Source organism: Kribbella catacumbae DSM 19601, assembly GCF_000372465.1.
GTDB classification, from domain to species: domain Bacteria; phylum Actinomycetota; class Actinomycetes; order Propionibacteriales; family Kribbellaceae; genus Kribbella; species Kribbella catacumbae.
This window is the reverse complement of sequence record NZ_AQUZ01000020.1, coordinates 45,212-67,812: the sequence shown is the minus strand read 5'-3', so window position 1 is coordinate 67,812 and position 22,601 is coordinate 45,212. Positions and strand designations below refer to the sequence as shown.

Sequence of the window (22,601 nt, the reverse complement as noted above, 5' to 3'; positions counted from 1 at the left end):
GTCATGGGATTAGGCGGTGTGTGTGATCGAACATCAAAGACTGTCGATGACTGACTGCTTCATCGGTACTACGGCGGCGTCGGCGGTCGGCGCGTAGTCGGACCGGGACCGGTAGTCGAGCGCGGTCACCAAGCCGTCCTTGCGCCGGTACACCTCTACTTCGCCCTTCACCGAGACCCCCTTGGCCGGGGTGGAGGTGTAGGAGATCGCTACGCACTCCACCAAGACGTCCTTGGGGCACGGCAGGTTCCGCACGTTGCCGAGCTGCGCGATCTCCTTGTCCGTCTCGCCCTCGACGATGCCGAGGGCGAACGCGTTCGCGGTGACGTTCTGCTTCTGCCGGACCCAGAAGAAGGCGCGTGGCTCGCCGTTGGGCGCGTAGGTGACCAACTGCTTGCCCTTGGTCTCCTTCGCCAGCACGCTCCACCCCGGTGCCGGCACCACCGAGACGCCGAACTCGACCGGGATCGCATTCGCAGGCGGCGTGTACGTCGCAGTGGGCGTGGGCGTAGTACTGGGCGTCTGGGCTGGTCCGGGGTCGGCCTTGTCGTCTCCCCCGGTCAGCAGAGTCAGCGCTACGGCGACCAGCACCACGACCGCCAGACCGGCAGCGATGGGGATGGCCACCGATGGAAGCTTGAAGCCCTTCTTGACCGGCTCGGGCCGTCGCAAGGACGGCGAACCCGTTCCAAAGCTGCTGCCAGGACCCTGTCCTCCGGCGGCAGGCCCGCCCGCAGGAGTACCAGCGTCGCCCCAGGTAGATGGGGCCGAGCCCGCAGCACCGGGAGCGGGGCCACCGGCGCCGGGCTCGCCCCAGCCGCCAGCGCCCGCAGTACTGGCGTCGCCGGCATCAGGTGAGCCGGCCTGGTCAGCTGCGGGGCCGGCAGGCGTAGTACCGGCGTCCGGTGCGTCCCAAGGTGACGTCGGCCGAGGAGGGACCTCGAGAGACCAAGGGGACGGCGGCAGCTCCGGCTCCGGGGTGGCGGCTGCCTCCTCCACCTCCTCGGCGTCGGTCTTTCGGACCCACGGATTACGGGGGCCCTGGCCCTTGTCGCGCTTTCCGTTCACTGGCTCTTGATCACCGAAGCCAGCATTTTGTCCACGTCCTTCTGGATGGTCTCGACCCGGTCCTTGCGGCCGTAGACCTGGATCAGCGTCATCACGCCGTCCTTGCGCTCGATCACGCCGACCATGCCGACCACGGTGAGCGTGCCGTTCTGGGTGGTCGACACCGCACTGTAGCTCTGCGTGGTCATCACCTTGATGTTGCCGTCGGTGGGCGTCTCCGACACCGGCTCCTTGGCCTTGACCTGGGTCAGGCTCTTGGTCTCGGCCTTCAGCAGCAGCGGCAGCACCACCGAGGTGGTCTCGTCCGACTTCGCCTTGAACGCGTTCACCATGAAGTACGCCTCGCCCGACTTGAGCAGGTAGACGCCGGTGTACTTGTCGAGCGGCTTGCGCAGGTAGCCCGGCTGCGGCTTCACGTAGACGCCCTCGGCGACCTCGATGCCCTCGTCAGCCGACGTGGTGGGCTGACCGGTCGGCTCTGTGGTGGGCTCACCAGTCGGCTGCGTAGTGGGCTGGGTCGTCGTCGGGCTCGGTGGCGGCGGCTGGACCTTCTTGTCGTCGCCACCGCTGAACACCAGCGCCAGCACGACACCGATGAGCGCCACTGCGGCGAGACCTCCACCGGCGAGCAGCAGGATCTTGTTGCCACCCTTACCGCGGTTGCCACCGCCGTACTGCGGACCCGGCTGGCCCCACTGCTGCTGTCCCGGGTACTGCTGGCCCGGAAAGCCCTGCTGCTGCGGGTAACCCTGCGGTGCCTGCCCCTGGTACTGCGGCTGGCCCGGCTGCCCATACCCCGGCGGCGGCCCCGGCGGCGGCCCCGGCGGCGGCCCGTAGCCCGGCTGCCCAGGCGGCGGTCCTTGCGGCGGCCGTCCCTGCGGAGGCTGACCCTGGTACGGCGGCTGACCCGGCTGCCCATACCCCGGCGGCGGCCCCTGCTGAGGCTGGCCCTGCTGAGGCTGGCCCTGCGGCGGCTGGCCGTAGCCCGGCTGCCCCGGCTGCGGCTGTTGTCCTTGACCCGGCTGCCCGTAACCCGGCTGCCCGTAGCCCTGCTGGCCTCCGTACGGCGGTTGTCCTGGCTGGCCGCCCGGGTCACCCTGACCGTACGGCGGTTGCTGGTTGCTCATGCCTGCGTCTCCCCAGTCATCCCATCGAAGCCGGCGGCCGGCACACTCCCCTGCACTGCCACTCCACGCTCGGACTTCGGCACGGAACGGACAGAGTTGCCACAGGCGGAGCAGAAGTCCGAGTGCGGCAGCAGCGGCATCTCGCACCGCGAGCAGAACGCCAGGTCTCCTGAGGCGTGGTTCGAGCCGCCGCGGGCGGCGGACTCGAGTGCGGCCTCGAGCAGACCCTTGTGGAGCACTGTACGGACCCGGATGATCAGCGCGCCGAGCAGTGCCAGACCCCAGACCACGCCGAGGATGGCGCCGATCGTGGAGCCGCGCCCGCCGACGAAGCCCAGCAGGTAGACACCACCCTGGAACAGGGCGTTGACGATCATCGCCTGGATCAGACCGAACACCCAGAGCGGGGTGAAGCCGTCGTACTTCTCACCGAGACCGGAGAACTCCGCCACCGCGAGGCCTGTCGCCGAGCCGTAGATCAGCGGCTTCACGAAGCCCTGCAGCAGGACGACGGAGATCCAGGTGCCGGCACTGCTGCCCGGACCGGCGAAGCCGCCGCTGATCCAGCCCCAGTGCAGTACGAGCGTCTCGAAGCAGGCGAACCCGACGCCGGCCACCACGCCGAAGGTGAAGCCGTCCATCAGGTCGTCGTACCGGGGCCGCGAGGCCAGGTAGATCGGGCCGATCTGACGGATCAGCTCCGACACGACCGGGACCAGCAGGATCAGGATCACCAGGTCGCGCCCGGACGGACCGGCCGGGTTGCTCCCGACCAGGTCGGTCGACAGGGCGATCAGGTCGGACCAGAGCCAGGTGAACACCGCGGCCAGCACGCCGGTCAGCACGAAGGCCGCGGCGACGACCGGGATCGGCTCGTCCTCCCAGAGGTTCACGTCGTACAGGTAGAGGATGTAGACGATCGGGATGGCGAAGGCGGCCACCATGATCGCTACCGGCAGAGCACCCAGCGCGGCCGTCACCACGGTCAGCAGCAAGGCGATGCCCAGCGCGACCTTGTAGGTGTACGGCTGGCGGCCGGCGCCCTGCGGCATGATCGTCGAGACCAGCTTGAACGAAGCCACCGGCTCATCCGGTCGGGCCGCGTAGGCCTTCTTGCGCTGAACGTCTCCGGACTGCAGGTCGTTGCCACAGTGATGGCAGAAGTGCGAGACCTCGGGGACGTCAGAGCTACAGCGCGGACATTCCACGCCATCCTCCCTAGCTTGGACTTGCGGACCGACGCGGGGCGCGCGCCGAGGGGTGGTCAGGTCGGCCCGGCCTCGACCGGGCGGACCCGGACAGATTCTCGTACAGCACGACCGGGAATCATCATTTCCCGCCCGAGGGTCACCTTTTCGTGTCCAGACCGTGCTGTGGACAGGCCGTATCCGGACCGTGTCCTGGTCAGCTCGCGCGGGCCGCGAGGCCGGGCCAGAGCTCGTCGATCCGGCGGTCGAGATCGGCGAGGCTGCCCGAGTTGTCGACGACGAGATCCGCGACGGCCAGCCGCTGCTCCCGCGTCGCCTGGCTGGCGATCCGGGCTTTTGCTTCCTCGTCAGTCATCCCGCGATCCCGGGTCAACCGTTCGACCTGAACCTCCTGCGGTACGTCGACCACGAGCACCAGATCGAACTTGTCGCCCTGCCCGGTCTCGACCAGCAACGGAATGTCATGCACCACAACGGAATCCGCCGGCGCCCCGGACTCGATCTCGGCCGCCCGGGCCCGCACCCGCGGATGAATGATGGCCTCCAGCTTCCGCCGGGCCGGCTCGTCCCCGAACACGATCCGCCCGACCGCAGGCCGGTCCAGCTCCCCGTCCGGCGTCAGCACCTGTCCGAAGGCCTCGACCACTTCGGCCAGCCCATCGGTGCCTCGCGCAACCACTTCCCGCGCGAGCAGATCGGAGTCGATCACCACCGCCCCCCGCTCCCGCAAGCGCGCCGACACAGCGCTCTTCCCTGACCCGATCCCCCCGGTCAACCCGACTCTCAGCACGCCAGCACGGTACTACGCCCGCCCCGCGCCTCCGCCGACGGAGGAGGCGCGGAGCGGGCGTAGTACGGGCGAGACCCCCGCACCCAGTACGGGGGTGCGGGGGTCTCGGGTCCTGCAGGTAGATCAGCCCTGGCCGGTCAGCTTCTCGCGGAGAGCCTGAAGCGCCTCGTCGGAAGCGAGCGCACCCTCGACGGGAGCGTCGTCCTTCGGAGCAGCGGCCGAGGAGTACGTGGAGGCCTCGCCGGCCTCGACGTCCGCCGTCTTGGCGTCCTCGATCTGCTTCTTGTGGGCCTCCCAGCGCGTGTGGGCCTCGGCGTACTGCCGCTCCCACTCCTCACGCTGCGAGTCGAAGCCCTCGAGCCACTCGCCCGTCTCGGGGTCGAACCCGTCCGGGTAGATGTAGTTGCCCTGGTCGTCGTACGTCGCCGCCATGCCGTACAGCGTGGGGTCGAAGTCGTCGGAGACGGGGTCGACACCCTCGTTGGCCTGCTTGAGCGACAGCGAGATCCGGCGACGCTCGAGGTCGATGTCGATGATCTTGACCATCACATCGTCGTTCACCTGAACGACCTGCTCCGGGATCTCGACGTGACGCTCGGCCAGCTCGGAGATGTGCACCAGACCCTCGATGCCCTCCTCCACCCGGACGAACGCACCGAACGGAACCAGCTTGGTGACCTTGCCGGGCACGATCTGGCCCATCTGGTGGGTCCGGGCGAACTGCTGCCACGGGTCTTCCTGGGTCGCCTTCAGCGACAGCGAGACGCGCTCGCGGTCCATGTCGACGTCCAGCACCTCGACGGTGACCTCCTGGCCGACCTCGACCACCTCGGTCGGGTGGTCGATGTGCTTCCAGGACAGCTCGGACACGTGCACCAGACCGTCGACGCCGCCGAGGTCCACGAACGCACCGAAGTTGACGATCGAGGAGACGACACCCTTGCGGATCTGGCCTTTCTGCAGCTGGGTGAGGAAGTTCATCCGCACCTCGGACTGCGTCTGCTCCAGCCACGCCCGGCGCGACAGAACCACGTTGTTGCGGTTCTTGTCGAGCTCGATGATCTTGGCCTCGATCTCCTGGCCGACGTACGGCTGGAGGTCGCGGACCCGGCGCATCTCGACCAGCGAGGCCGGCAGGAAGCCACGCAGGCCGATGTCCAGGATGAGTCCACCCTTGACGACCTCGATGACCGTACCGGTGACGACGCCGTCCTCTTCCTTGATCTTCTCGATCGTGCCCCAGGCCTTCTCGTACTGGGCGCGCTTCTTCGACAGGATCAGGCGGCCTTCTTTGTCCTCCTTCTGGAGAACCAGGGCCTCGACGTGATCGCCGACGTTGACGACCTCGTTCGGGTCGACGTCGTGCTTGATCGACAGCTCGCGCGACGGGATGACGCCTTCGGTCTTGTAACCGATGTCGAGGAGAACCTCGTCCCGGTCGACCTTGACGATGGTCCCCTCAACGATGTCGCCGTCGTTGAAGTACTTGATGGTCAGATCGATCGCCGCGAGGAAGTCTTCCTCCGACCCGATGTCATTGACCGCTACCTGCGGGGTGGTGCGTACTGCGGGGTCGAGAGGTGCCTCGATGCTGGCCGTCATGTGGTGGGTTGCTCCGTGGGCTGATGGTGTCGTGCGGGTGCACCCGGGCCGTTGGATCGCAACAGAGGCGCTGGATTACCTGAACAGGACAGAATCACCACCGACTGCTTGCTGCGAGCACGAGCCTGCTCCGTCCGAGGTCGCGCGGGCCCATAGCGCATCTGACAGAATACGGGTAATGCCGAGGGCACGGCAACCCGGGGCACCCGGGTGAGGACCGGCCGCCCGCCGAGGTCTCCCGGCGTACCTGACAATGACAGCTGTCTTCAATGTACGACTTCCGGGTCCGGACGGCCTCCCGCGAGGTCGCCCGTGTCGCCGATCCGGCTGATCAGCGCGTTCGCGGCGGCCGCCACCGGGTTGGCCGCGGGGCGTGCCGCGAGGTCGATCAGCGCCCACAGATCCGCCGCCCGGCCCCGCTCCAGCAGTCTGTCCCCGAGGTCAGGACCGGCCCGTACGACGCTCAGCACCGCCCTCGCGAGCACCGGATCGGTACAGAACCGGAGCAGATTCCCCAGATCGGCGTACGGCGAACCGGCGTGCGCGAACTCCCAGTCGATCAGCCCGGTGATCACCGCGGTCGACGGATCGACCAGCAGATTCTTCGGGTTGAAGTCGCTGTGCACCAGGCAGATCCGGTCCACCCCGGTCTCGGCCAGATCCTCCGCCTGGTCCAGCACCCTCTCGAACCCCGCCGCTTGCGAGGGCGTCAACCCGATCCCGGCGGCGTGCGAAGCGAAGAACTCCCCCAGCCCACCGACGCCGAACGGCGAGATCCCCAACTCGCGTCCAGTGAAGTCGCCGAAGGTCAGGAACGGCATCCCGCTCAGCCGCACCAGGAGCTCGCCAAGCTGCTCCCCCACCTTCCGCCGCTCATCGTCAGCGGCCGTGTCGAGATAGGTCTGCAGATTCACGCCGGGCAGCCGCTCGTTCAGGACATATGGAGGAGCCCCGTCGCCCGCAGGCTCAGGCATCGCGTCCAGCACCCGCGGCACCGGCAGCAACCCGCGCACGAGCCGCATCAGCGAGACATCCACCGCCGCCCGGGCCGGATGCTTGCCATACAGCTTGAGCACAGCATCCTCGCCACCGGCGCTCACCGCGAACGTCTCTCCGCCATGTCCGCCGGTCAGCGGCACGGCGCTGGCCGCGATCGCCCCGAAGTCATCCATGCCGCAGCATCCTGCCCCACCGCACCGACAGCCCCGGACGTCCATCGGCCGCCGAGGGCGAGCCCACCAGTGGTGGGCGTGCACAAGAAGTGGCGACCTTGAACAGGGTCTACCTTGTTCAAGGTCGCCGCTTGGGGTCCGAGCCCACCACTGGTGGGCTCGCGCTACGCCGTGGTGGGTGCTGGGAGTCCGGCTGCCGCCAGGATCGTCGGTACTGCGTTACGCAGGCCGGCCGCGTTCGGGTGCAGCGGCACGATGCCGTTCGTCACCACGCTCGGGATCAGACCCTCGATCCACCTGGTCGCGGCGCCCTTGCACATGTCGTGGCCGACGCTGGGCGTCGCCAGGTCGACGTACGTCGCACCATGCGCCCTAGCCTGCTCGGCCATCCGGAGGTTCAGCCGGGTCAACGACGCCTGCAGGTAGTCCGCGTCCACACTCCACACCGGGACGACCGGCCAGCAACCGCCCTTCTTGATCCCCGTCGGGTAGCCGACCATCAGGATCTTCGCCTGCGGCGCCCGCTGCCGGATCTCCTCGATCACCGTGCCGTACGTCGGCGCGAACGCGTCGATCTTCTGCGCGAGCTTGTCCACGCCGCCCGCGGTGTTGGCCGCCTTGCAGGACGACCCGACCCCCGGAGGCAGCAGGTTCACGCACGAGACCGCCAGACCGACCAGGCCGATGTCGTTGCCGCCGATCCCCACGGTGACGAGCGTGGTGTCCGGGCTCAGAGCGTTGTACTGCGGTGCCGCCGTGCCCGTGATGATCCCCGGCTGCGGATTCGCGAAGTGGGTGGTCTGGGCAGCGCCGCAGGTGACGTCGCGGAACGCCGCGGGCTGGAGCTTGCCGGCGATGATCGAGGCGTAGTTGACCGCCGATCGCGCGCAGGTCAGCAACTCCTTCGCCGGCAGCACGAGCGAGCCGGCCGCGAACGAGTCGCCCATCGCGACGTACACCAGGGGCGCTGGGGCCGCCTGCGCGGTGAGTGGGGTGGCGACGACCAAAGTCGTCACACCGAGCAAAGCCGTGATCCGGGAACGCACTGACCTCTTCTGCATGCTGACCGCCTTCACACCATAAGTAACCGGCCGGTAACACATCGGGTGCGAGTCAGCATGAAGAAAACTCACCTTTTCGGCAAGACCTCAGGGTGACAAATCTGCGGTCGATCATTTACGATACTACGGTAGCGTAAAAAGGAGTTGAGATGGCCGAACGCGGCAGACCGCGAGACGCCGGGATCGAAGGCAGAGTGCTCGCGGCCGCGGCGGCGGAGATCCGCCAGGGCGGGTACGACGCGTTGTCGATCGACCGGGTGGCCGAGCGGGCCGGGGTCGCGAAGACGACGCTCTACCGGCGCTGGGCCTCGAAGGCCGAACTCGTCGTCGCGCTGATCACCAACCTGCGCGAAGACGTCCCGTTCGAGCCGTCCGGCAGTCCACGCGACGACCTGACCGCGCTGGTCACCGCGATCGCGGCGAATCTCACCGCGACCCCGACCACCCTGATCGCCGACCTGGTGGCCGCGGCTGCCCGCGAACCGCGCGTCGGCGAGAGCGTCCGGGCCTTGTGGTCCGAGCGCCACCGCGCCGTGACGGCCGTGGTCGCCAACGCCCAGCAGGCCGGCATCGTGCTCAGCCACGTCTCCCCGGCAGTACTGGTCGATCAACTGGTCGGCCCGCTCTACTACCGGCTCCTCGTCACTGGCGAGCCGCTGACCCCCGACTACGCGCAGACACTCGTGTGCAGCGTTTTAGGCCCTGAGGAGCCCCGATGACCACTACCGCCACGCCGCCCAAGAAGTCCCGAGTACGCCGCCGCGTGCTGACCGGCCTCGCCGCCATCGCCGTACTCCTGATCGGGTACTGCGTGTACGCGATCGCCCACACCACCGTGCTGCGCACCGAGATCGAGGTGGACGCCTCGCCCGACGCCGTCTGGCAGGTGCTCGCCGACCGCGCGGCCTACCCGGCGTGGAATCCGTTCATCATCTCGTCGACCGGCGAACTGAAGGCCGGCGCGATCATCACCAACGTGCTCAAGGACACGAACGGCAAGGAGACCACCTTCGCCCCGGAGCTACTCGCGGTCGAGCCGGGCAAGGAGCTGCGCTGGATCGGCAAGCTCGGCTTCGGTGGAGTCTTCGACGGCGAGCACTCGTTCCGGATCGAGGCACTGCCGGATGGCCGGTCGCGGCTGATCCAGGAGGAGAAGTTCAACGGCATCGCCGTGCCGTTCACGGTCGGCATGCTCGACACCACGATCAAGCCCCAGTTCGAGGCCATGAACCGCGCCCTTGCCGCCCGCGCGGAGGGGCGCACTGCCCGCTAGTGCCCGGACTCGGGGTACTAGGGTGAGGCGGTGGTGGAGCCGCGGCGCGTGGAGTTGACCGAGCCTGAGACGTCGAAGGCCAGCCGGGCCTACTGGGACTCGGCGGCCGCGGAGTATCTCGAGGAGCACGGCGCATTCCTCGGGGACGACCAGTTCATCTGGTGCCCCGAGGGCGTCGACGAGGCGGCCGCGCAACTCCTCGGCCCGGTTCGCGGCCGGCGGATCCTCGAAGTCGGCTGCGGCGCGGCGCAATGCTCGCGCTGGCTCGCCGGTCAGGCGGCGAACGTGGTCGCCTTCGACATCTCTATCGAGCAACTCCGGATCGGCCGCCAGCTGGACCGGCGTACCGGCACCGCCGTACGGACCGTGGCCGCCGATGCCGTGGCCATCCCGTTCAAGGACGAGACCTTCGACATCGCCTGCTCAGCCTTCGGCGCCTTGCCGTTCGTCGCCGACGCCGAGGCAGCCCTCAGGGAGATCGCCAGGACGCTGAAGCCGGGCGGCTTGCTCGTCTTCTCCGTGACGCATCCGATCCGGTGGAGCATGCCGGACGACCCGACCCCGGCCGGTCTGCGGATCACGCAGTCGTACTTCGACCGCACGCCGTACGTCGAAGTGGACGGCCAGGGCACCCCGGTCTACGCCGAGCATCACCGTACGACGGGCGACTGGATCCGCGCGCTCACCGGCGCCGGCCTGATCGTCGACGACCTGCTCGAACCCGAGTGGCCGGCCGGCAACGACCAGGTCTGGGGCGGCTGGGGACCAGACCGCGGCCGGCTCGTACCCGGTACCGCGATCTGGTCAGCCCACAAGAACTAGTCAGCCGGTGTCGAGGCGGCCGGACGTGACCGCAGCTGCAGCGCCACGACCAGCGCCAGCAACAGCAGACCGATGATCAGCGAGATGAGCGGCACCCAGAAGCCGATCAGCTGCAACTGCGCGGCCTTGGCCTTGTAGCCGCCCTCTTCGACGCCGTTCTCCTTGGCGCCTTCGACGTTCTTCTTCACGGTGGCGTCGTCGTAGGCGATCGTCACCTTCGTCGCGGTCACCCGGGGCTCACCATTGTAGCTGAGCGAGGCGAACTGCTCCTCCTGGCCCTTGATGATCGCGCCGGTGACCGGCTCGATCCACAGCGTCCGCTTGTTCTGGTACGTGCGCTGGACGGTGACCGCCTCGGTGCCCTGTTCCTTGATCACCGACGGCGGGACCTGCAGCGGCTTGACCTGCGCGATGTCCTGCTTCGGCACGATCTGCTCGAACTTGTAGACGTTCAGCCCGTGCAGCTTGTCCTCACCCTTGTACTCGGCCGGGAAGGCCTTGCGGGTGCTGGAGTCCCAGAACTGGTAGGTCTTCTTCTCGGTGCCGAACGGGAACTTCAGCACCAGGCCCTGGTGACCCTGGAAGTACGGGTCGCCTTCCTTGGCCGTCTGCCGTTCCGACTTCTCCAGCGAGGTAGTGATGTATTCCCCGGTGTCCGCGTCGGTCCAGCGGACCGACTCACCGGTGTGCGCGTCCAGCACGACCCGCTCCTGGACGAAGCTCAGCGGCAGCTTGGCCGTCTGCGTCTTGTCGTCAGGGAACTTGTAGTCCAACTCGTCGTCCGTGATCACCACGGTGTCGAACACGACGACCTTGCGGTCCAGCTTCTTGCTGATCTCCTCGGCAGCCGCCACGTCCCCCCGGACCGTACGGCGTGCTTCCAGGGTCACCGACTTCTCGCCCAGCTCGGCCACGCTGAAGATGGTGGCGTCCGGACCGGCCGACACGGTGTGCGCGACCTGGTCGGCCGGTGCCACCGCCAGCGTCGGATAGGCATAGAACTTGGCCAGTGCCGCGATCCCTACGAAGAAGATCCCCAATGCGATCACCAGCACACGACTGCGATTCCCCACAACAATCCCTCCCGGTTCGGTCCGCGGGACGCTACCAGCGAGTAGGGGTCTTGAACAGAGACCAGCGGCGAGAAAGTCCAGCAGTGGCCGAACTGTCATATAGTCCGGCCACATGAGTGGGATCTGGGGGGCGTCCGGGCGGCTGCGCGCGGCACCGGACGAGGCAGTACTGCGGGTCGCGGTGGTGGCGGTCGCGGTCGTTCAGGCCGCCGTGTTGGGCTTGCTCGCGCGCCGGGGATCCTGGCAGAGCGACGATCTCGACTTCCTCGTCCAGGGCGGCAAGGGCTTCGCGCCAGGCGAACTGCTCACCCCGGTCAACGATCACATCGCACCCGGCCTGCGCTTCGTCTACGCGATCTTCGCCCAACTGGCGCCGCTCAACTACGACGTCACCGTCGCCTGGCGGGTCATCATGCAGGCGCCCGCGATCGCCCTGATGGGCTTCCTCTTGCTCCGCTTGCTCGGCACCAAGTGGTGGGTCGTCATCGGGACTGCGCTCTACGCGCTGGCTCCCGTCAGCATGCCGTCGTTCATGTCGCTGTCGAGCGCGGTGAACAATCTGCCCGCTCACGTCTTCGGCCTGCTGGTGCTGCACGCGACCGTCGACTGGTACGCCGGCAGCCGGCGCCGAGCGATTGCCTATGGCCCCCTTTCGCTGCTGATCTCGTTGGCCTGCTGGGAAAAGTCGGGCCTGATCATGGCCACCGCACTCGGGTTGGCGCTCTACCTCCGCACGGTGCCGCTGCGCCGATGGCTGCGGGAGAGCTGGCCGCTCGGCGCCGCGTTCGCCGTCCCGGTTGTTGCCTTTGGCATCCTTTATGCGACCCGGGGGAATCCGTCCGAAGGCAAGCTGCCCGGCCTCGGTGAGCTGCTCAAACTGGCCGCGCGCTCGTTCGCAGTACCGATCGGCGGGCTGGCCGGCGGGCCGTGGCACTGGAGCTCCGTGGCGGCGCCGTTCGGCTTGGCCGATGCACCCGTCGCAGCCGTCGCGATCGGGCTGGTCGTGCTGGTGTCCTTGCTCCTCATCGCGTGGCGGACCGACCGGCGGGCCTTGCTGTTGTGGGGATCGCTACTCGTCTATGTACTGACAACTTGGCTGCTGGTGTCGTACGGACGGTTCGAGGTCTTCGGCGCGGTCTTCGTCCTGCACTACCACTACTGGTCGGACGTCTCGATCCCGCTGACGCTCGCTGTCGTCCTGACCGCCCGATCCGTGCAGCCGCGCTCCGCCGCGCTGGCCAGGGTGGCACCCGCCGCCGTCGCCTGCTGCCTGACCGCCTGGACCGGCGGGGTTGTCGTCTCGGACACCGGCTTCGCTCAGCTCTGGGGCAAGAACCCGGCCCGTGCGTACTTCGACAACGTCACCGCCGACCTCAAAGAGGCCGGCCCGTCGGTGAACCTGTGGGACGTCTCGATGCCCTCGACGATCTCCACCATCCTCTCCGACGACAGCCGCCTCTCCCCCGTACTGCGAACGGCCGGTATCCCCTTCCGCCTGCAAGGCCCCGGAGACCCGTACATCGTGTCCGACACCGGGCATCTCCAGCCCGCCACCCTGATCGCCTGGGCGAGAACCAAGACGCCAGGCGGATGTGCCCGGGAGCTGCACGGTACGACGCCCCTGACGCAACCGCTCCAGATCATCCAGGCTCACGACTCGACGCGCTGGTTCGCCAAGCTCGCCTACATCTCGCAGCGGGAGACGCGGGTCCTGGTCGAGCTCATCGATGCCGACGGCCAGGTGGTGGCGATGCCGATGCCCGCCGCCCCCTGGCCGAGCAGCACCCTCGCGAACATGTACTTCGGGCCGTCCGCCCCGATCCGGGCGGTCGCCGTCCGGCTGCGCACTCTCGATCCAGCGGCTACCGTCTGTCTGGGCGATTTCGAGCTCGGCCTACCCAAGGGGATCCGATGAGACGCATGAGGTTTCCGGCACTCGACGGGTTGCGCGCGATCGGCGCGCTCGCGGTACTGACGACGCACGTCGGCTTCCAGAGCGGTGATGCGCTGAGTGGGCCGTTCGCGGGGGTGCTGTCGCGCCTGGACATCGGGGTCGCCATCTTCTTCGCGATCTCCGGTTTCCTGCTCTACCGTCCGCATGTCGTCGCGTGGTTCGAGGAGACCGAGCCGCCGCACCTGTTGCCGTACCTGCGCAACCGGGCGCTGCGCATCGTGCCGGCGCTCTGGGTCGCCGTGCTACTGGCCGCTTTCCTGGTACAGAACGACGAGGCCGTCAGTTGGGTCTACTACCTCCATCACGCCATCTTCACCCAGGTCTACGTCGATGGGCCGACGGTGCACGGCCTGACCCAACTGTGGAGCCTTGCCACCGAGGTGGCGTTCTACCTGCTGCTGCCGTTCCTTGCGAAGCTGCTGACCAGCTACGAGCGGCCGACCCGACGAGCAGTCCGGTGGCGGCTGGCCGTGCTGTTCGGCCTCACCCTGCTCGGACCGATCTGGATGGGCACCATCACCGCGACCGGCAACCCGCTTGCAGGACTGTGGCTGCCGGGCTACATCGGCTGGTTCGCGGTCGGGATGGGTTTCGCGCTGTGGCAGGTCGCCCGGGCCAGCGGGCGGCTCGGGCCGTCCGTGCTGGACACACTCATCAAGATTCCCGGCACCGTCTGGGGAATCGCCGTCGCGCTGTTCCTGATCGCGGCGAGCCCGGTCGCCGGCCCGTACAACCTGAGCCTGCCGAGCGTGGGTCAGGCTGTCATGAAGAGCCTGCTCTACACGGGAATCGCTGCCTGCGTGCTGTTCCCGGCGATCACGCCGACTCGCCGGACGGTCGCAGTACTGGGCGGCAAGGCCGGTCACTTCGCGGGCGACATCTCGTACGGCGTCTTCGTGTATCACCTCATCGTGCTGAGCCTGGTCCAGCAGATCTTCGGCCAGACGCTCTTCGGTGGAAGCTTCGCGGCTCTCTTCTGGCCGACTCTCGTCGCATCAGTCGCGGTGGCCGCGGCGAGCTACTACGGGCTGGAACGGCCGATCATGCGCCGGGGACGGCACGACCGGACCTACGACGTCTCCGGGGTCGGCCGGGACAGCAGCGCCAACGCGCAGCCGAAGAGGATCGACGACTGGACCAAGCCCGAGGTCAAGCCCGCTCCCCCGTCCGGCCATGGCTGAACCGCGGCGACCAGCGATCCCAGTAGGACAACGCCGACCACGACGGCGATGAGTTCGACCCGGCGCCCGTCGAGGAGCCAAGCGAGTACCGCCGCGACCAGCGTTGCGGCGAGCCCGATCCAGCCGGCCATGAACGTCCCGGCCGCCACCGCCAGCACGGAGGCGATCCACGGCCCGACCCGGCCGGCCTCGCGGAGTCTGTGCCCCGCGTGCCGCGACCGCCGACGCGCGAAGATCGCCAGCCCGACAACGCCCACGAAGAGGATCAGGCCGACCAGCAGCCCGGCGCGGTAATCCCGGTCCGGCGTGAACCGGGCAGTGACCACCTGCTCGGGACCGGCCGGAAGGATCCAGCCTTGCTGCCAGCCGCCGATCCGCAGCGGGACCAGCTTGCGGCCACTGCTGTCGTAGGCCTCCCAGCCGGTACTGAAGTTCTGCCCGACTGTCAGCACGGACTGCTCATCCGCCTGCGGTGCTTCGAGAGTCAGCGACGCCGGCGTCGAGCGCCAGACGTCCACACTCTTGACCGGCGAGACCGCCGAGTTGCTGAGTTCCGGCCTGGTCAGCTTGACCTCGACCGGTACGAAGTCGGGGCTCGCCACGACATCCACCGTGTGCCGGCCACGTGGCAGCTGAACGGTGCTCTGCTTGCACAGGGTGAAGCCGACCGGCCGCCGCTGCAGTGCATCGCGAACGGTGCCGGTGAGCTGCGTGGGCAGGTCCACGCCATCGATCCGGACCGACGGGCCGAAGCCACACTGCGATCCGGTCACGGCATTCAGGTCGACTGCCTTCCGGAGGTTGTCGGCGCCGAGCACCCGCAGTTCGGAGACACCGACCGGGAGGTGCCGGGCGAACCCACTCGCGGAATCCACGTCAACGGACTGGTCGTTGCCGGTGAAGGTGAGCACGATGTTCTTCACCACGGTGGTGCCGGCGGGGAAGGTCAGGAAGCCTTGCGGATCGACCTTGCCCTCGATCGCCGGGCCACCATCGAGGCGGACGGAAACCGACGTCGCCCGGGACGCCGCCAGGTATTGGTCATTGAGGAACTGCAGCCCCGTCACCGGCTTTTTCCTTGCCCCAGGCAACCTCAAGGTCAGGGTCGGCTGGAGGTCGTCTGGACCGGCGACCCAGCCGGTACCGAGGTCGCGGTCGACGACCGCGCCCGGACGGCCCTCCGGTGCGGTGACCGCGCGGGACGACGCCGCCGCACGAATGGGCGCCGGCCGGTCCAGGAGGCGTTCCAGTGCGGCGCCGTCCTTCGGCAACGCCGTCCCCTGCAGCCAGTACGACGCTGTCCGGGGCAGGTCGACGCTGCGCAGCAGGCCCGTCGCCTCCTCGGAGTCGCGCGCGGCCCCTTCGCGGCACAACGGCCGGGTGGCGGCGTGCAGACAGGCTGAGCGGCCGGTCTGCTGGTTCCGGAAGACCAGGGCACCCGGCAGCCGATCGAGTCCCGACGGGATCACCAGCCTGCTCACCGGTTTCACGCCGGGCAGAGAGATCTCGGAGATCGAGACACCGTTGGGGTTTCTCCCGTCGGTCACGCCGACGGTGATCCGCAGCCGCTGGGTCGTTCCGGCTGGTGCCGCGATGTGCTGCGGTTTGTCCGTGTCCTGCACGGCCGAGGTCAGCGACCCGCGATCGGTGTCGACCTTCAGCGTGCGGATCGACTCGTTGGTCGGCGCCGCCAGCGAGAACCGCACCTCGAGATTGTCGAGCGACTGCGGCGTTTCGAAGGTCAGCTCGATCCACTCGCCGCTGCTGCGCCCGAAGGTGCCAGAGACCCAGCGGGTGGTGGGATCGCCGTCCACTGCGGCCGACGGCCCGTTGCCAGGTCCGAGCCGTAGCGTCGCGTCCGCATCGGCGGCCGAGGAGGAGGCCCGCACGTCGGTGATGCCGCCCGTCCACGACCTCGTCGTCAGAGCAGCCGCCGGATCGACGACGTAATCGAGGGTGCGCCGCTTCTGCCGTCCCGGGTCCTCTTGGGTCAGTACAGGCGACAGGTTGTCCGCGGGTCTGCCGACAGTCACCTCTCGGCGCTGTAGCCCATCCGTCTGGACCAGCGGAAGCTTGCCGAGGCCCTTGGCGTCAGTGCTCGTCACTGCCTCGCGGTCGCCACCCAGTGCGGCCAGTACGGCCGGTACGTCCTCAGGAGCGCCGCGGACCTCTACCAGTTGCGACTGCGGGACCAGCCGGGCTGGGCTGACGTCGCCCACGTCGTAGATCTCCACGCTCGGGTACGGCAGCCTGGTGTGCTCGTCCAGCGTCAGGCCGGTCTGCTCGATGGAGCTGCCGGTCGGCGGCCCGAAGTACGCGGCTCGCTTCAGGCCGGACTCGTCCAGGCTCTCGTGGACGGCCATCGTCGGCGTCACCTGGGCATCGATGCGCAGATCGTTTCGCACGACGACGTACTTCACGCCTGCCCGTGCAAGTGCTTGCTGCAGAGTCTTGTCACCGACTCCCGAGCCCAGGCGCCGCTCCACCTCGTCCAGCCAGCGCGTAGTACCGGCAGAGCCCAGCGGTACTGCGTCCCTGACCGCCATCGGCCGCTTCAACAACGACTGGAACGGCTCGTCCTTGGTGGAGCCCCAGGTGAAGTCCGCAAAGGACGCAGCCGGTACTACGAGCACGCTGCCGCTTGTCGGCTGGCTGTCTAGCCAGGTGGCCGCTTCGCGCCAGTGTGCCGGGAGGGACTCGTAGGACTCGGGTCGCGGCAGCTGAGCGAACAGCGCAGGCGTGGCGACCGAGACGACCAGGCAGGCGGCCAGTACCGGCACGATGCGGCGGTGGACGCCACGGACCGTCGCCCAGCTAGTCAGACGGGTCAGTGCGTGCGCCGCGGCCAGCGCGAGTGGCAGCCGAACCACCAGCTCGAACTTGTGGGTGTTGCGGAGCGCAGCGAGAGGCCCGTCGAGTAGATCCTGCAGCTGAGGAGCTAGTGGCGAACCAGCCGTGCCTGCGTGGCCGAGGGTCACCAGTAGCAGGCCGACGACTAGTGAGAGCTGCAGGAAGCCGCGGTGCTTCAACGTGCCCATCGCCAGGCCTACCAGGCCCAGCAGAGCGATGGCTGCCGACGTGAGGATCAGTGCCGGCTGCGTGACGTAGAGCCAGCCGGCCGGCCAGGTCGGGCCGTCTCCAGCCGCCAGGAAGTTCAACCACTGCGACGTACCGCGGAACGACTCGAAGACGCTCGCCTTGCTGGTCGTGACGGCGGCGTTCTCGATCCAGTCGAGGAAGGGTGGGCTGTAGCGGCCCAGCATCGCCAGTGGGACCAGCCACCAGAAGGAGACGGCCACCACGCACCCGAACCAGCCCACAGCGACCTTGAGGGTCGACTTGTCCAGCCGACGGGTGATCAGCCACAGGGCCGGCAGGACCAGGGTGGCGCCTGTCGCGACCGCGTTGACTCCCCCGACCAGTCCGAACGCGACAGCGGACCAGCCGACCCGCCACCAGCCGGAGCGGGCTTTGGGAGTCACCAGCGGCAGCAGCACCCAGGGAGCCATCGCCAGCGGCCAGACCTCGATGGAGGTGATCGCCACCTCGCCGAGCATCCGTGGGCTCAGGGCGTAGAACATGGCGACGGCGAACCGCGCCCACGGTACGCCGTACCCGAGAGCGCCGCAGAGCTTCCAGACGCCGAGGAAGGCCACACACATCACCAGTGACCACCACAGTCGCTGGGTGATCCAGCCTGGCACGGACAGTGCGTCCAGCAGCCAGTGGAACGGGCCCATCGGCATCAGGTAGCCGTACGCCTGGTTCTGCAGCTGCCCGAAGGCGCCTTGCGGGTCCCACAGGTGCAGCGAGCGAGCTAGGAAGGCACCTGGTCCGGCAGTGAGGTCGAGCTTGGTGTCCGGGACGATCTTGCCCGGCTCCTGGTGGAAGCACAGGGCGATCAGGACCAGGCACCCCAGCAGCAGCCGGGTCCGCCAGATCACCTTCTCTTTGCTGGGTGCCTTCATTCGTGGGTACCTCATCGGCGCCGGAGCACCACGACGAGGTTCCAGGTCGCGAACTCCCGCACCCCCGGCACAGCCAGTACGCCGTACGCCCAGCGCGGGTGGTAGCGCGGGAACGCGGCCACCAGTTCGGCGTCGCCGCACGAGCGGGCCCAGCGCAGCCCGCCGGCGACGGTGATCGGGAAGAGCGACTCACCGAACTTGTTCTTCGGCGGCTTGCCCTGCCGCCGCTCGTAGCGCCGCGCGGCCCGGTGTCCGCCGAGGAAGTGCCAGGGCGCGGTCTCATGGCCGCCGTGCGGTCCCCACCAGCCGGTGTAGGACAGGAAGATCGTGCCGCCCGGCTTGGTGACGCGGACCATCTCGTCGGCCATCAGCCACGGATCCGGCACGTGCTCGAGGACGTTCGACGAGAAGCAGACGTCGATCGTGCCGTCGCCGATCGGCAGCGCCATCCCGCTGCCCAGGACCGTGCCCGGTACGGGCTCACCGCGGCCACTGAGCTCGCCGAGGTCGGAGTCGATCGCGTAGTACGTCGCTCCAGCGCCGCGGAACGCGTCTGCGAAGTACCCGGGACCGCCGCCGACGTCGAGCATCCGCGCGCCGCGCAGGTCGACGTACGAGGACAGCTGGCCGACCGAGTCCGCGGCCAGGGTTCCGTAGAAGTGATCGGGGTCGGTCTGCTCGGCTCCGAACGCCCGGAACAGCCGCACGGCACGGCCGAGGTCGGCCGTCCAGCCGACGGTGGTCACAGGGCTCGGAATCGCTTCGGACACAGGCCGGACCCTAACCGATATCGCGACCTCTGGCGGACATCGTTACTCCCTGGTAACCTCGCGGCCTTGTGGCCGGGGGCGGATTTGGGTGTGTCGTCCGGTCTCCTGCAGTCGCGAGCAGGTGCTCGGTGCGGTAGCTCGCCGTGCCGAGTGCCGCGCAGCACGCAGGAGACCGGACGACACACCCACTAGTGAGGGTGGGGCATACCAAGTGCGCGAGCAGACGGTGCTGTTGCTGAACTGGCGGGACACGACGAACCCCGAAGGTGGCGGTTCGGAGCGGTGTGTGGAGGAGGTCGCGAGAGGCCTTGCAGCAATGGGCTGGTCCGTCACCATTCTCTGCGCCGCCTACCCCGGCAGTCCTCGGGAAGCCCGCCGCCACGACGTCCGGTACCTGTACCGCGGCAGCAAGGTGACCGTGTACCTCTGCGGCTTGCTGTACACGCTGCTGCACCGCCCGGCCCGCGTCATCGACGTGCAGAACGGTCTCCCATTCTTTACCCGCCTCGTACGTCGTACCGGGGTCGTCGTGCTGGTGCACCACGTCCACGAGGAGCAGTGGCAGGTCGTGTACCCGGGCTGGAAGGGCCGGCTCGGCTGGTGGCTGGAGTCGCGGGTGGCGCCCCGGCTCTACAGCGACTGCCGCTACGTCACAGTGTCGTCGGCATCGCGCGACGAGCTGCAGGCGCTGGGAGTGGACGGTGCACGCATCGACGTCATCCACAACGGCACTGACCCCGCACCGCCTCGCCAGGTGCCGCAGGCGAGTGTGCCGACGGTGGTGTGCGTCGGCCGGATCGTGCCGCACAAGCAGGTGGAGCACGCCGTCGACGCCATCGCTGAAGCCAGGAAGGTGCTGCCGGATGCACGGCTGCTTGTCGTCGGGTCTGGTTGGTGGGAGGACTCGCTGCGCGAGTACGTGACCTCGCGCGGCCTGCAGGACGCTGTGGAGTTCCGGGGGCATGTCAGCGAGGCCGACAAGCACGCGGCGTACGACGAAGCCTGGGTGCTCGCCCTGCCGAGTCTGAAGGAGGGCTGGGGGCTGGTGGTCGGCGAGGCGGCTGCGCACGGCGTACCGACTGTCGCTTATCGCAGTGCAGGCGGGCCGACCGAGTCGGTGCAGCACGACGCCACGGGGGTCCTGGTGGACACCGAGGCTGAGTTCAGCACTGCCATCTTGTCGCTGCTGCAGGACGAGTCGCACCGGCGCAGGCTGTCAGCGGGAGCGCTCGCGTCGGCCGGCAACTTCACCTGGTCAGCCACGGTGAACGGCTTCGACCGCGTCCTCACCGGCTCAGCTGCGGGCGCAGTACCGGCCGTGGACGCAGAAGAGCCGGCCAGCGATGACGCTGACCGGCCTCTGAAGATCTGACTACTTGCTGCCGTAGTCGACGATCGGGACGTCCACCTGACCCTTGCTGGTCTGGCCAGCGGGCTTCTTCGGCTCGTCCTGCACCGTCTGTACGACTCCGACCACAGCCGTGGTTGCAACGGCCATGCCGGCTAGTACTGCGAGTGCAGCACCGATCAGTGTTCCCATGAAGCGTGTCCCCTCCTCGACAAGTAAACCGGATGGTAACAACCGGTCAGTAACTTCGCTAGTGCTCCCCCTCCGTTCATTCGCCCCCTTTTCACCCTCCACTTCAGCGACCCAACGACCCAACGACCGTTTGCGGCCATGGAGGGTGAAAAGGGGGCGAATGAACGGAACGCGGAGTGCTAGAGGGCGGAACGGACTCGTTTTAGCCTTGTGATCGCGCCGACTGCAGCGGCGGCTAGTACAGCAGTTGCGAGGGTCCAGGCGGTTAGGACGAGGACTACTGCCCAGGGGCGATCGTCCTGCGCGGCGGGGGTTCCGGGGAGGCGGTAGACGATCACTGTCGGGCCGGTGAAGACCTCGGCGAGCTGTGGGGTGAAGTCGCGCGGGGACGGGCCGCCTGCCTCGCGGTCGACGATCAGCCAGCGGACGCCTTGCTGCTGCAGGACCGCGGTGGGGTCTGCGCCTGTCCGGACTGCCTCGCGGAGGGTAGTGGCGACCGCGGTTGCTCTGGGGTCCTCCCCGGCCAGGCGGTGGCCGTCGACGATCAGTTCGTCGGGGACTATCGATGGCTTGGAGAAGTAGCGCGGCATGGGGTCCAGGGCCGGGCGGCGTCCGTTCCAGGTCGGGGCGCGGTAGGACTCGAACGGCCAGGGGATGAACTCCCCCGGCAGGTTGTCGGCCGCCAGTACTCGACGCGCCTGGGCCCAGTCAGCCGGGTACTCCGCAGACCTGAGCCCGTCGCCACCTGCCAGCGAGGGCAGCGCGGCGATGGGGATCAGCGCAGCCGTGGCACCCACCACGCGCTTCATCGGTACGACGCGCAGCACTGCGGCTAGCGCGACGCCGAAGCCGACGGACTCGAGCAGGACCAATGGGCCTAGGTATCGCTGCCCATCCCGGAACAAGCCGGCGCCGGGCACCTCGCGTACTGCCCACTCCAACGCGTCGGGCGCCACGACTCCTGCCATCCCGAAGACGACAGCCAGCACTCCGGCCACCACAAGCGCCCGCACCAGGTGATCCCGTCGCCACCAGATCACTACCCCTGCCACAGCCATCACCAGTAGCAAGAACCCGAGCACCATGGGCACCAACTGCCCACGGCTGCTCGGTACGACATCCGCGTTCCAGACGCCACCTAGCGTGAGCAGCGTCGGCAGAGTCCCGCCGTAGCCCTCATCCCTAGCTGCGAAGGCCGGTACTGCCGCAGGGTCCGAGGTAGCCGCAGCAGTCCTCGCCAACCCGGCCACAATCCAAGGCGCGTTCAAAACCACCGTTCCAACCAACATCACCCGCGGAAGCCACCGCCGCCCCTGCCTACCCACCTCCGACTCAGCGACGACGCCCAGGTTCTCCCGGCCCGGCCACAGCAGGATTGCGCCTGCCAGCAGCAGCCCTGTGATTCCGCCGGAGGCGGTCAAGGCGCAGGCGCCGGAAGCCAGTAGGAAGCCCGGCCACCCCTCGCCTCGTCGCACCCTCAGCGCCGCGCGCACCAGCCACGGCAGCGCGGCGTACCCGAGCAGCAGTGCCCACGCACCCAGGTGGAACCGCTCGGCGACGAACGGGTTCCACACGTACAGCGTGGTCGCCACCGCACCCGCGAGTGGGCCACCCAAGCGCAGCTCTCGCCAGAGCGCCGTCAGGCCGAGCCCGCTGAGCAGCGGGATGGCTACCAGCACGACCTTGTTCAGCACCTGGCCGCCGGCGACCTCGTCCAGTACTGCGACGAGCACGTCCGACGGCACCGCTCGCGGCAATGCGGTTGTGACACCGAACAGGTCAAGCCGTAGCGTGAGATCCGGCACGAAGACCATGTCGTAGCCGACCACGTACCCCGGAGCGAGCAGCGGCGCGGTGATCAGCACGGTGAGCAGTACCGGCCAAGCCCACGGCAACAGCCGGGCCAACCGGAAGGATCCCCCCTCCACGCCTACCTCCTCACAAGTACTGTACGAATACCTAGCCCACCCCACCGCCCCGGTCAGGGCAACC

General features: G+C 68.4%; 18 protein-coding genes. 6 read left to right on the top strand and 12 right to left on the bottom strand.

What is annotated here, in order from left to right:
* Nucleotides 1-33: 33 nt before the first annotated feature.
* The 7 genes from A3ES_RS54155 to A3ES_RS0121190 form a co-directional block, all read right to left on the bottom strand.
* Nucleotides 34-1,068: a hypothetical protein gene (locus A3ES_RS54155; protein WP_157630657.1), complete on the bottom strand. Its 1,035-nt coding sequence runs from the start codon at nt 1,066-1,068 to the stop codon at nt 34-36.
* On the bottom strand, nt 1,065-2,195 hold the full coding sequence (locus tag A3ES_RS55540; RefSeq protein ID WP_051084762.1) for a hypothetical protein: 1,131 nt from the start codon (nt 2,193-2,195) through the stop codon (nt 1,065-1,067). Before A3ES_RS55540 ends, A3ES_RS54155 begins: the two co-directional genes overlap by 4 nt.
* Nucleotides 2,192-3,403, bottom strand: a complete 1,212-nt coding sequence (locus tag A3ES_RS0121210) for a PrsW family glutamic-type intramembrane protease (RefSeq protein WP_020388852.1) — start codon at nt 3,401-3,403, stop codon at nt 2,192-2,194. The genes A3ES_RS55540 and A3ES_RS0121210 overlap by 4 nt, the downstream gene beginning before the upstream one ends.
* Nucleotides 3,404-3,599: 196 nt before the next feature.
* The gene (coaE, locus tag A3ES_RS0121205; protein ID WP_026163072.1) at nt 3,600-4,193 is read right to left on the bottom strand and encodes a dephospho-CoA kinase; all 594 of its coding nucleotides are present in this window, start codon (nt 4,191-4,193) and stop codon (nt 3,600-3,602) included.
* 123 nt (nt 4,194-4,316) lie between these two features.
* Nucleotides 4,317-5,795 (bottom strand): 30S ribosomal protein S1, encoded by a 1,479-nt coding sequence (gene rpsA, locus A3ES_RS0121200; RefSeq protein ID WP_020388850.1) that lies wholly within the window; start codon nt 5,793-5,795, stop codon nt 4,317-4,319.
* A gap of 266 nt (nt 5,796-6,061) precedes the next feature.
* Nucleotides 6,062-6,967, bottom strand: a complete 906-nt coding sequence (locus A3ES_RS0121195; protein WP_020388849.1) for a phosphotransferase family protein — start codon at nt 6,965-6,967, stop codon at nt 6,062-6,064.
* A gap of 164 nt (nt 6,968-7,131) precedes the next feature.
* Complete coding sequence (locus A3ES_RS0121190) at nt 7,132-8,028, bottom strand: SGNH/GDSL hydrolase family protein (protein WP_040455184.1); 897 nt, start codon at nt 8,026-8,028, stop codon at nt 7,132-7,134.
* Between the two features lie 149 nt (nt 8,029-8,177).
* On the opposite strand from A3ES_RS0121190, the gene A3ES_RS47895 reads away from it, so the two are divergent.
* Genes A3ES_RS47895 through A3ES_RS0121175 form a run of 3 tightly spaced genes read left to right on the top strand, consistent with a single transcriptional unit; the run spans nt 8,178 to nt 10,123 of the window.
* Nucleotides 8,178-8,747: a TetR/AcrR family transcriptional regulator gene (locus A3ES_RS47895; RefSeq protein WP_020388847.1), complete on the top strand. Its 570-nt coding sequence runs from the start codon at nt 8,178-8,180 to the stop codon at nt 8,745-8,747.
* Entirely contained in the window at nt 8,744-9,301 is a 558-nt protein-coding gene (locus A3ES_RS0121180) for an SRPBCC domain-containing protein (RefSeq protein WP_020388846.1), read from the top strand. The genes A3ES_RS47895 and A3ES_RS0121180 overlap by 4 nt, the downstream gene beginning before the upstream one ends.
* A gap of 30 nt (nt 9,302-9,331) precedes the next feature.
* On the top strand, nt 9,332-10,123 hold the full coding sequence (locus tag A3ES_RS0121175) for a class I SAM-dependent methyltransferase (protein ID WP_026163071.1): 792 nt from the start codon (nt 9,332-9,334) through the stop codon (nt 10,121-10,123).
* On the opposite strand, the gene pgfA is transcribed toward A3ES_RS0121175, so the two are convergent.
* On the bottom strand, nt 10,120-11,196 hold the full coding sequence (gene pgfA / locus A3ES_RS0121170; protein ID WP_157630656.1) for a cell envelope lipid trafficking protein PgfA: 1,077 nt from the start codon (nt 11,194-11,196) through the stop codon (nt 10,120-10,122). The two genes, A3ES_RS0121175 and pgfA, sit on opposite strands and share 4 nt — an antisense overlap.
* A 112-nt stretch (nt 11,197-11,308) precedes the next feature.
* Between pgfA and A3ES_RS0121165 the strand changes: the two genes are divergently transcribed.
* Nucleotides 11,309-13,111 (top strand): hypothetical protein, encoded by a 1,803-nt coding sequence (locus tag A3ES_RS0121165; protein ID WP_020388843.1) that lies wholly within the window; start codon nt 11,309-11,311, stop codon nt 13,109-13,111.
* Complete coding sequence (locus A3ES_RS0121160; protein WP_026163070.1) at nt 13,108-14,331, top strand: acyltransferase family protein; 1,224 nt, start codon at nt 13,108-13,110, stop codon at nt 14,329-14,331. The genes A3ES_RS0121165 and A3ES_RS0121160 overlap by 4 nt, the downstream gene beginning before the upstream one ends.
* On the opposite strand, the gene A3ES_RS0121155 is transcribed toward A3ES_RS0121160, so the two are convergent.
* Nucleotides 14,220-18,299: an alpha-(1->3)-arabinofuranosyltransferase gene (locus tag A3ES_RS0121155; RefSeq protein WP_020388841.1), complete on the bottom strand. Its 4,080-nt coding sequence runs from the start codon at nt 18,297-18,299 to the stop codon at nt 14,220-14,222. The genes A3ES_RS0121160 and A3ES_RS0121155 overlap by 112 nt on opposite strands.
* A gap of 11 nt (nt 18,300-18,310) precedes the next feature.
* Entirely contained in the window at nt 18,311-19,069 is a 759-nt protein-coding gene (locus tag A3ES_RS0121150; RefSeq protein WP_202806553.1) for a class I SAM-dependent methyltransferase, read from the bottom strand.
* A gap of 211 nt (nt 19,070-19,280) precedes the next feature.
* On the opposite strand from A3ES_RS0121150, the gene A3ES_RS0121145 reads away from it, so the two are divergent.
* The gene (locus A3ES_RS0121145) at nt 19,281-20,441 is read left to right on the top strand and encodes a glycosyltransferase family 4 protein (protein WP_020388839.1); all 1,161 of its coding nucleotides are present in this window, start codon (nt 19,281-19,283) and stop codon (nt 20,439-20,441) included.
* Here A3ES_RS0121145 and A3ES_RS53455 read toward each other — a convergent pair whose 3' ends face one another.
* Nucleotides 20,442-20,609, bottom strand: coding sequence for a DUF2613 family protein (locus A3ES_RS53455; RefSeq protein ID WP_020388838.1), 168 nt, complete (start codon nt 20,607-20,609; stop codon nt 20,442-20,444).
* A 179-nt stretch (nt 20,610-20,788) separates the two neighbouring features.
* The gene (locus tag A3ES_RS0121135) at nt 20,789-22,537 is read right to left on the bottom strand and encodes an MmpA family trehalose lipid delivery protein (RefSeq protein ID WP_020388837.1); all 1,749 of its coding nucleotides are present in this window, start codon (nt 22,535-22,537) and stop codon (nt 20,789-20,791) included.
* Nucleotides 22,538-22,601: the final 64 nt, after the last annotated feature.

What these genes read in the sequence shown, in the direction of transcription:
- A3ES_RS55540 (WP_051084762.1), bottom strand. Translation starts at nt 2,195, where the DNA reads ATGAGCAACCAGCAACCGCCGTACGGTCAGGGTGACCCGGGCGGCCAG.
- rpsA (WP_020388850.1), bottom strand. Translation starts at nt 5,795, where the DNA reads ATGACGGCCAGCATCGAGGCACCTCTCGACCCCGCAGTACGCACCACC.
- A3ES_RS0121195 (WP_020388849.1), bottom strand. Translation starts at nt 6,967, where the DNA reads ATGGATGACTTCGGGGCGATCGCGGCCAGCGCCGTGCCGCTGACCGGC.
- A3ES_RS0121190 (WP_040455184.1), bottom strand. Translation starts at nt 8,028, where the DNA reads ATGCAGAAGAGGTCAGTGCGTTCCCGGATCACGGCTTTGCTCGGTGTG.
- A3ES_RS47895 (WP_020388847.1), top strand. Translation starts at nt 8,178, where the DNA reads ATGGCCGAACGCGGCAGACCGCGAGACGCCGGGATCGAAGGCAGAGTG.
- A3ES_RS0121180 (WP_020388846.1), top strand. Translation starts at nt 8,744, where the DNA reads ATGACCACTACCGCCACGCCGCCCAAGAAGTCCCGAGTACGCCGCCGC.
- A3ES_RS0121165 (WP_020388843.1), top strand. Translation starts at nt 11,309, where the DNA reads ATGAGTGGGATCTGGGGGGCGTCCGGGCGGCTGCGCGCGGCACCGGAC.
- A3ES_RS0121160 (WP_026163070.1), top strand. Translation starts at nt 13,108, where the DNA reads ATGAGACGCATGAGGTTTCCGGCACTCGACGGGTTGCGCGCGATCGGC.
- A3ES_RS0121155 (WP_020388841.1), bottom strand. Translation starts at nt 18,299, where the DNA reads ATGAAGGCACCCAGCAAAGAGAAGGTGATCTGGCGGACCCGGCTGCTG.
- A3ES_RS53455 (WP_020388838.1), bottom strand. Translation starts at nt 20,609, where the DNA reads ATGGGAACACTGATCGGTGCTGCACTCGCAGTACTAGCCGGCATGGCC.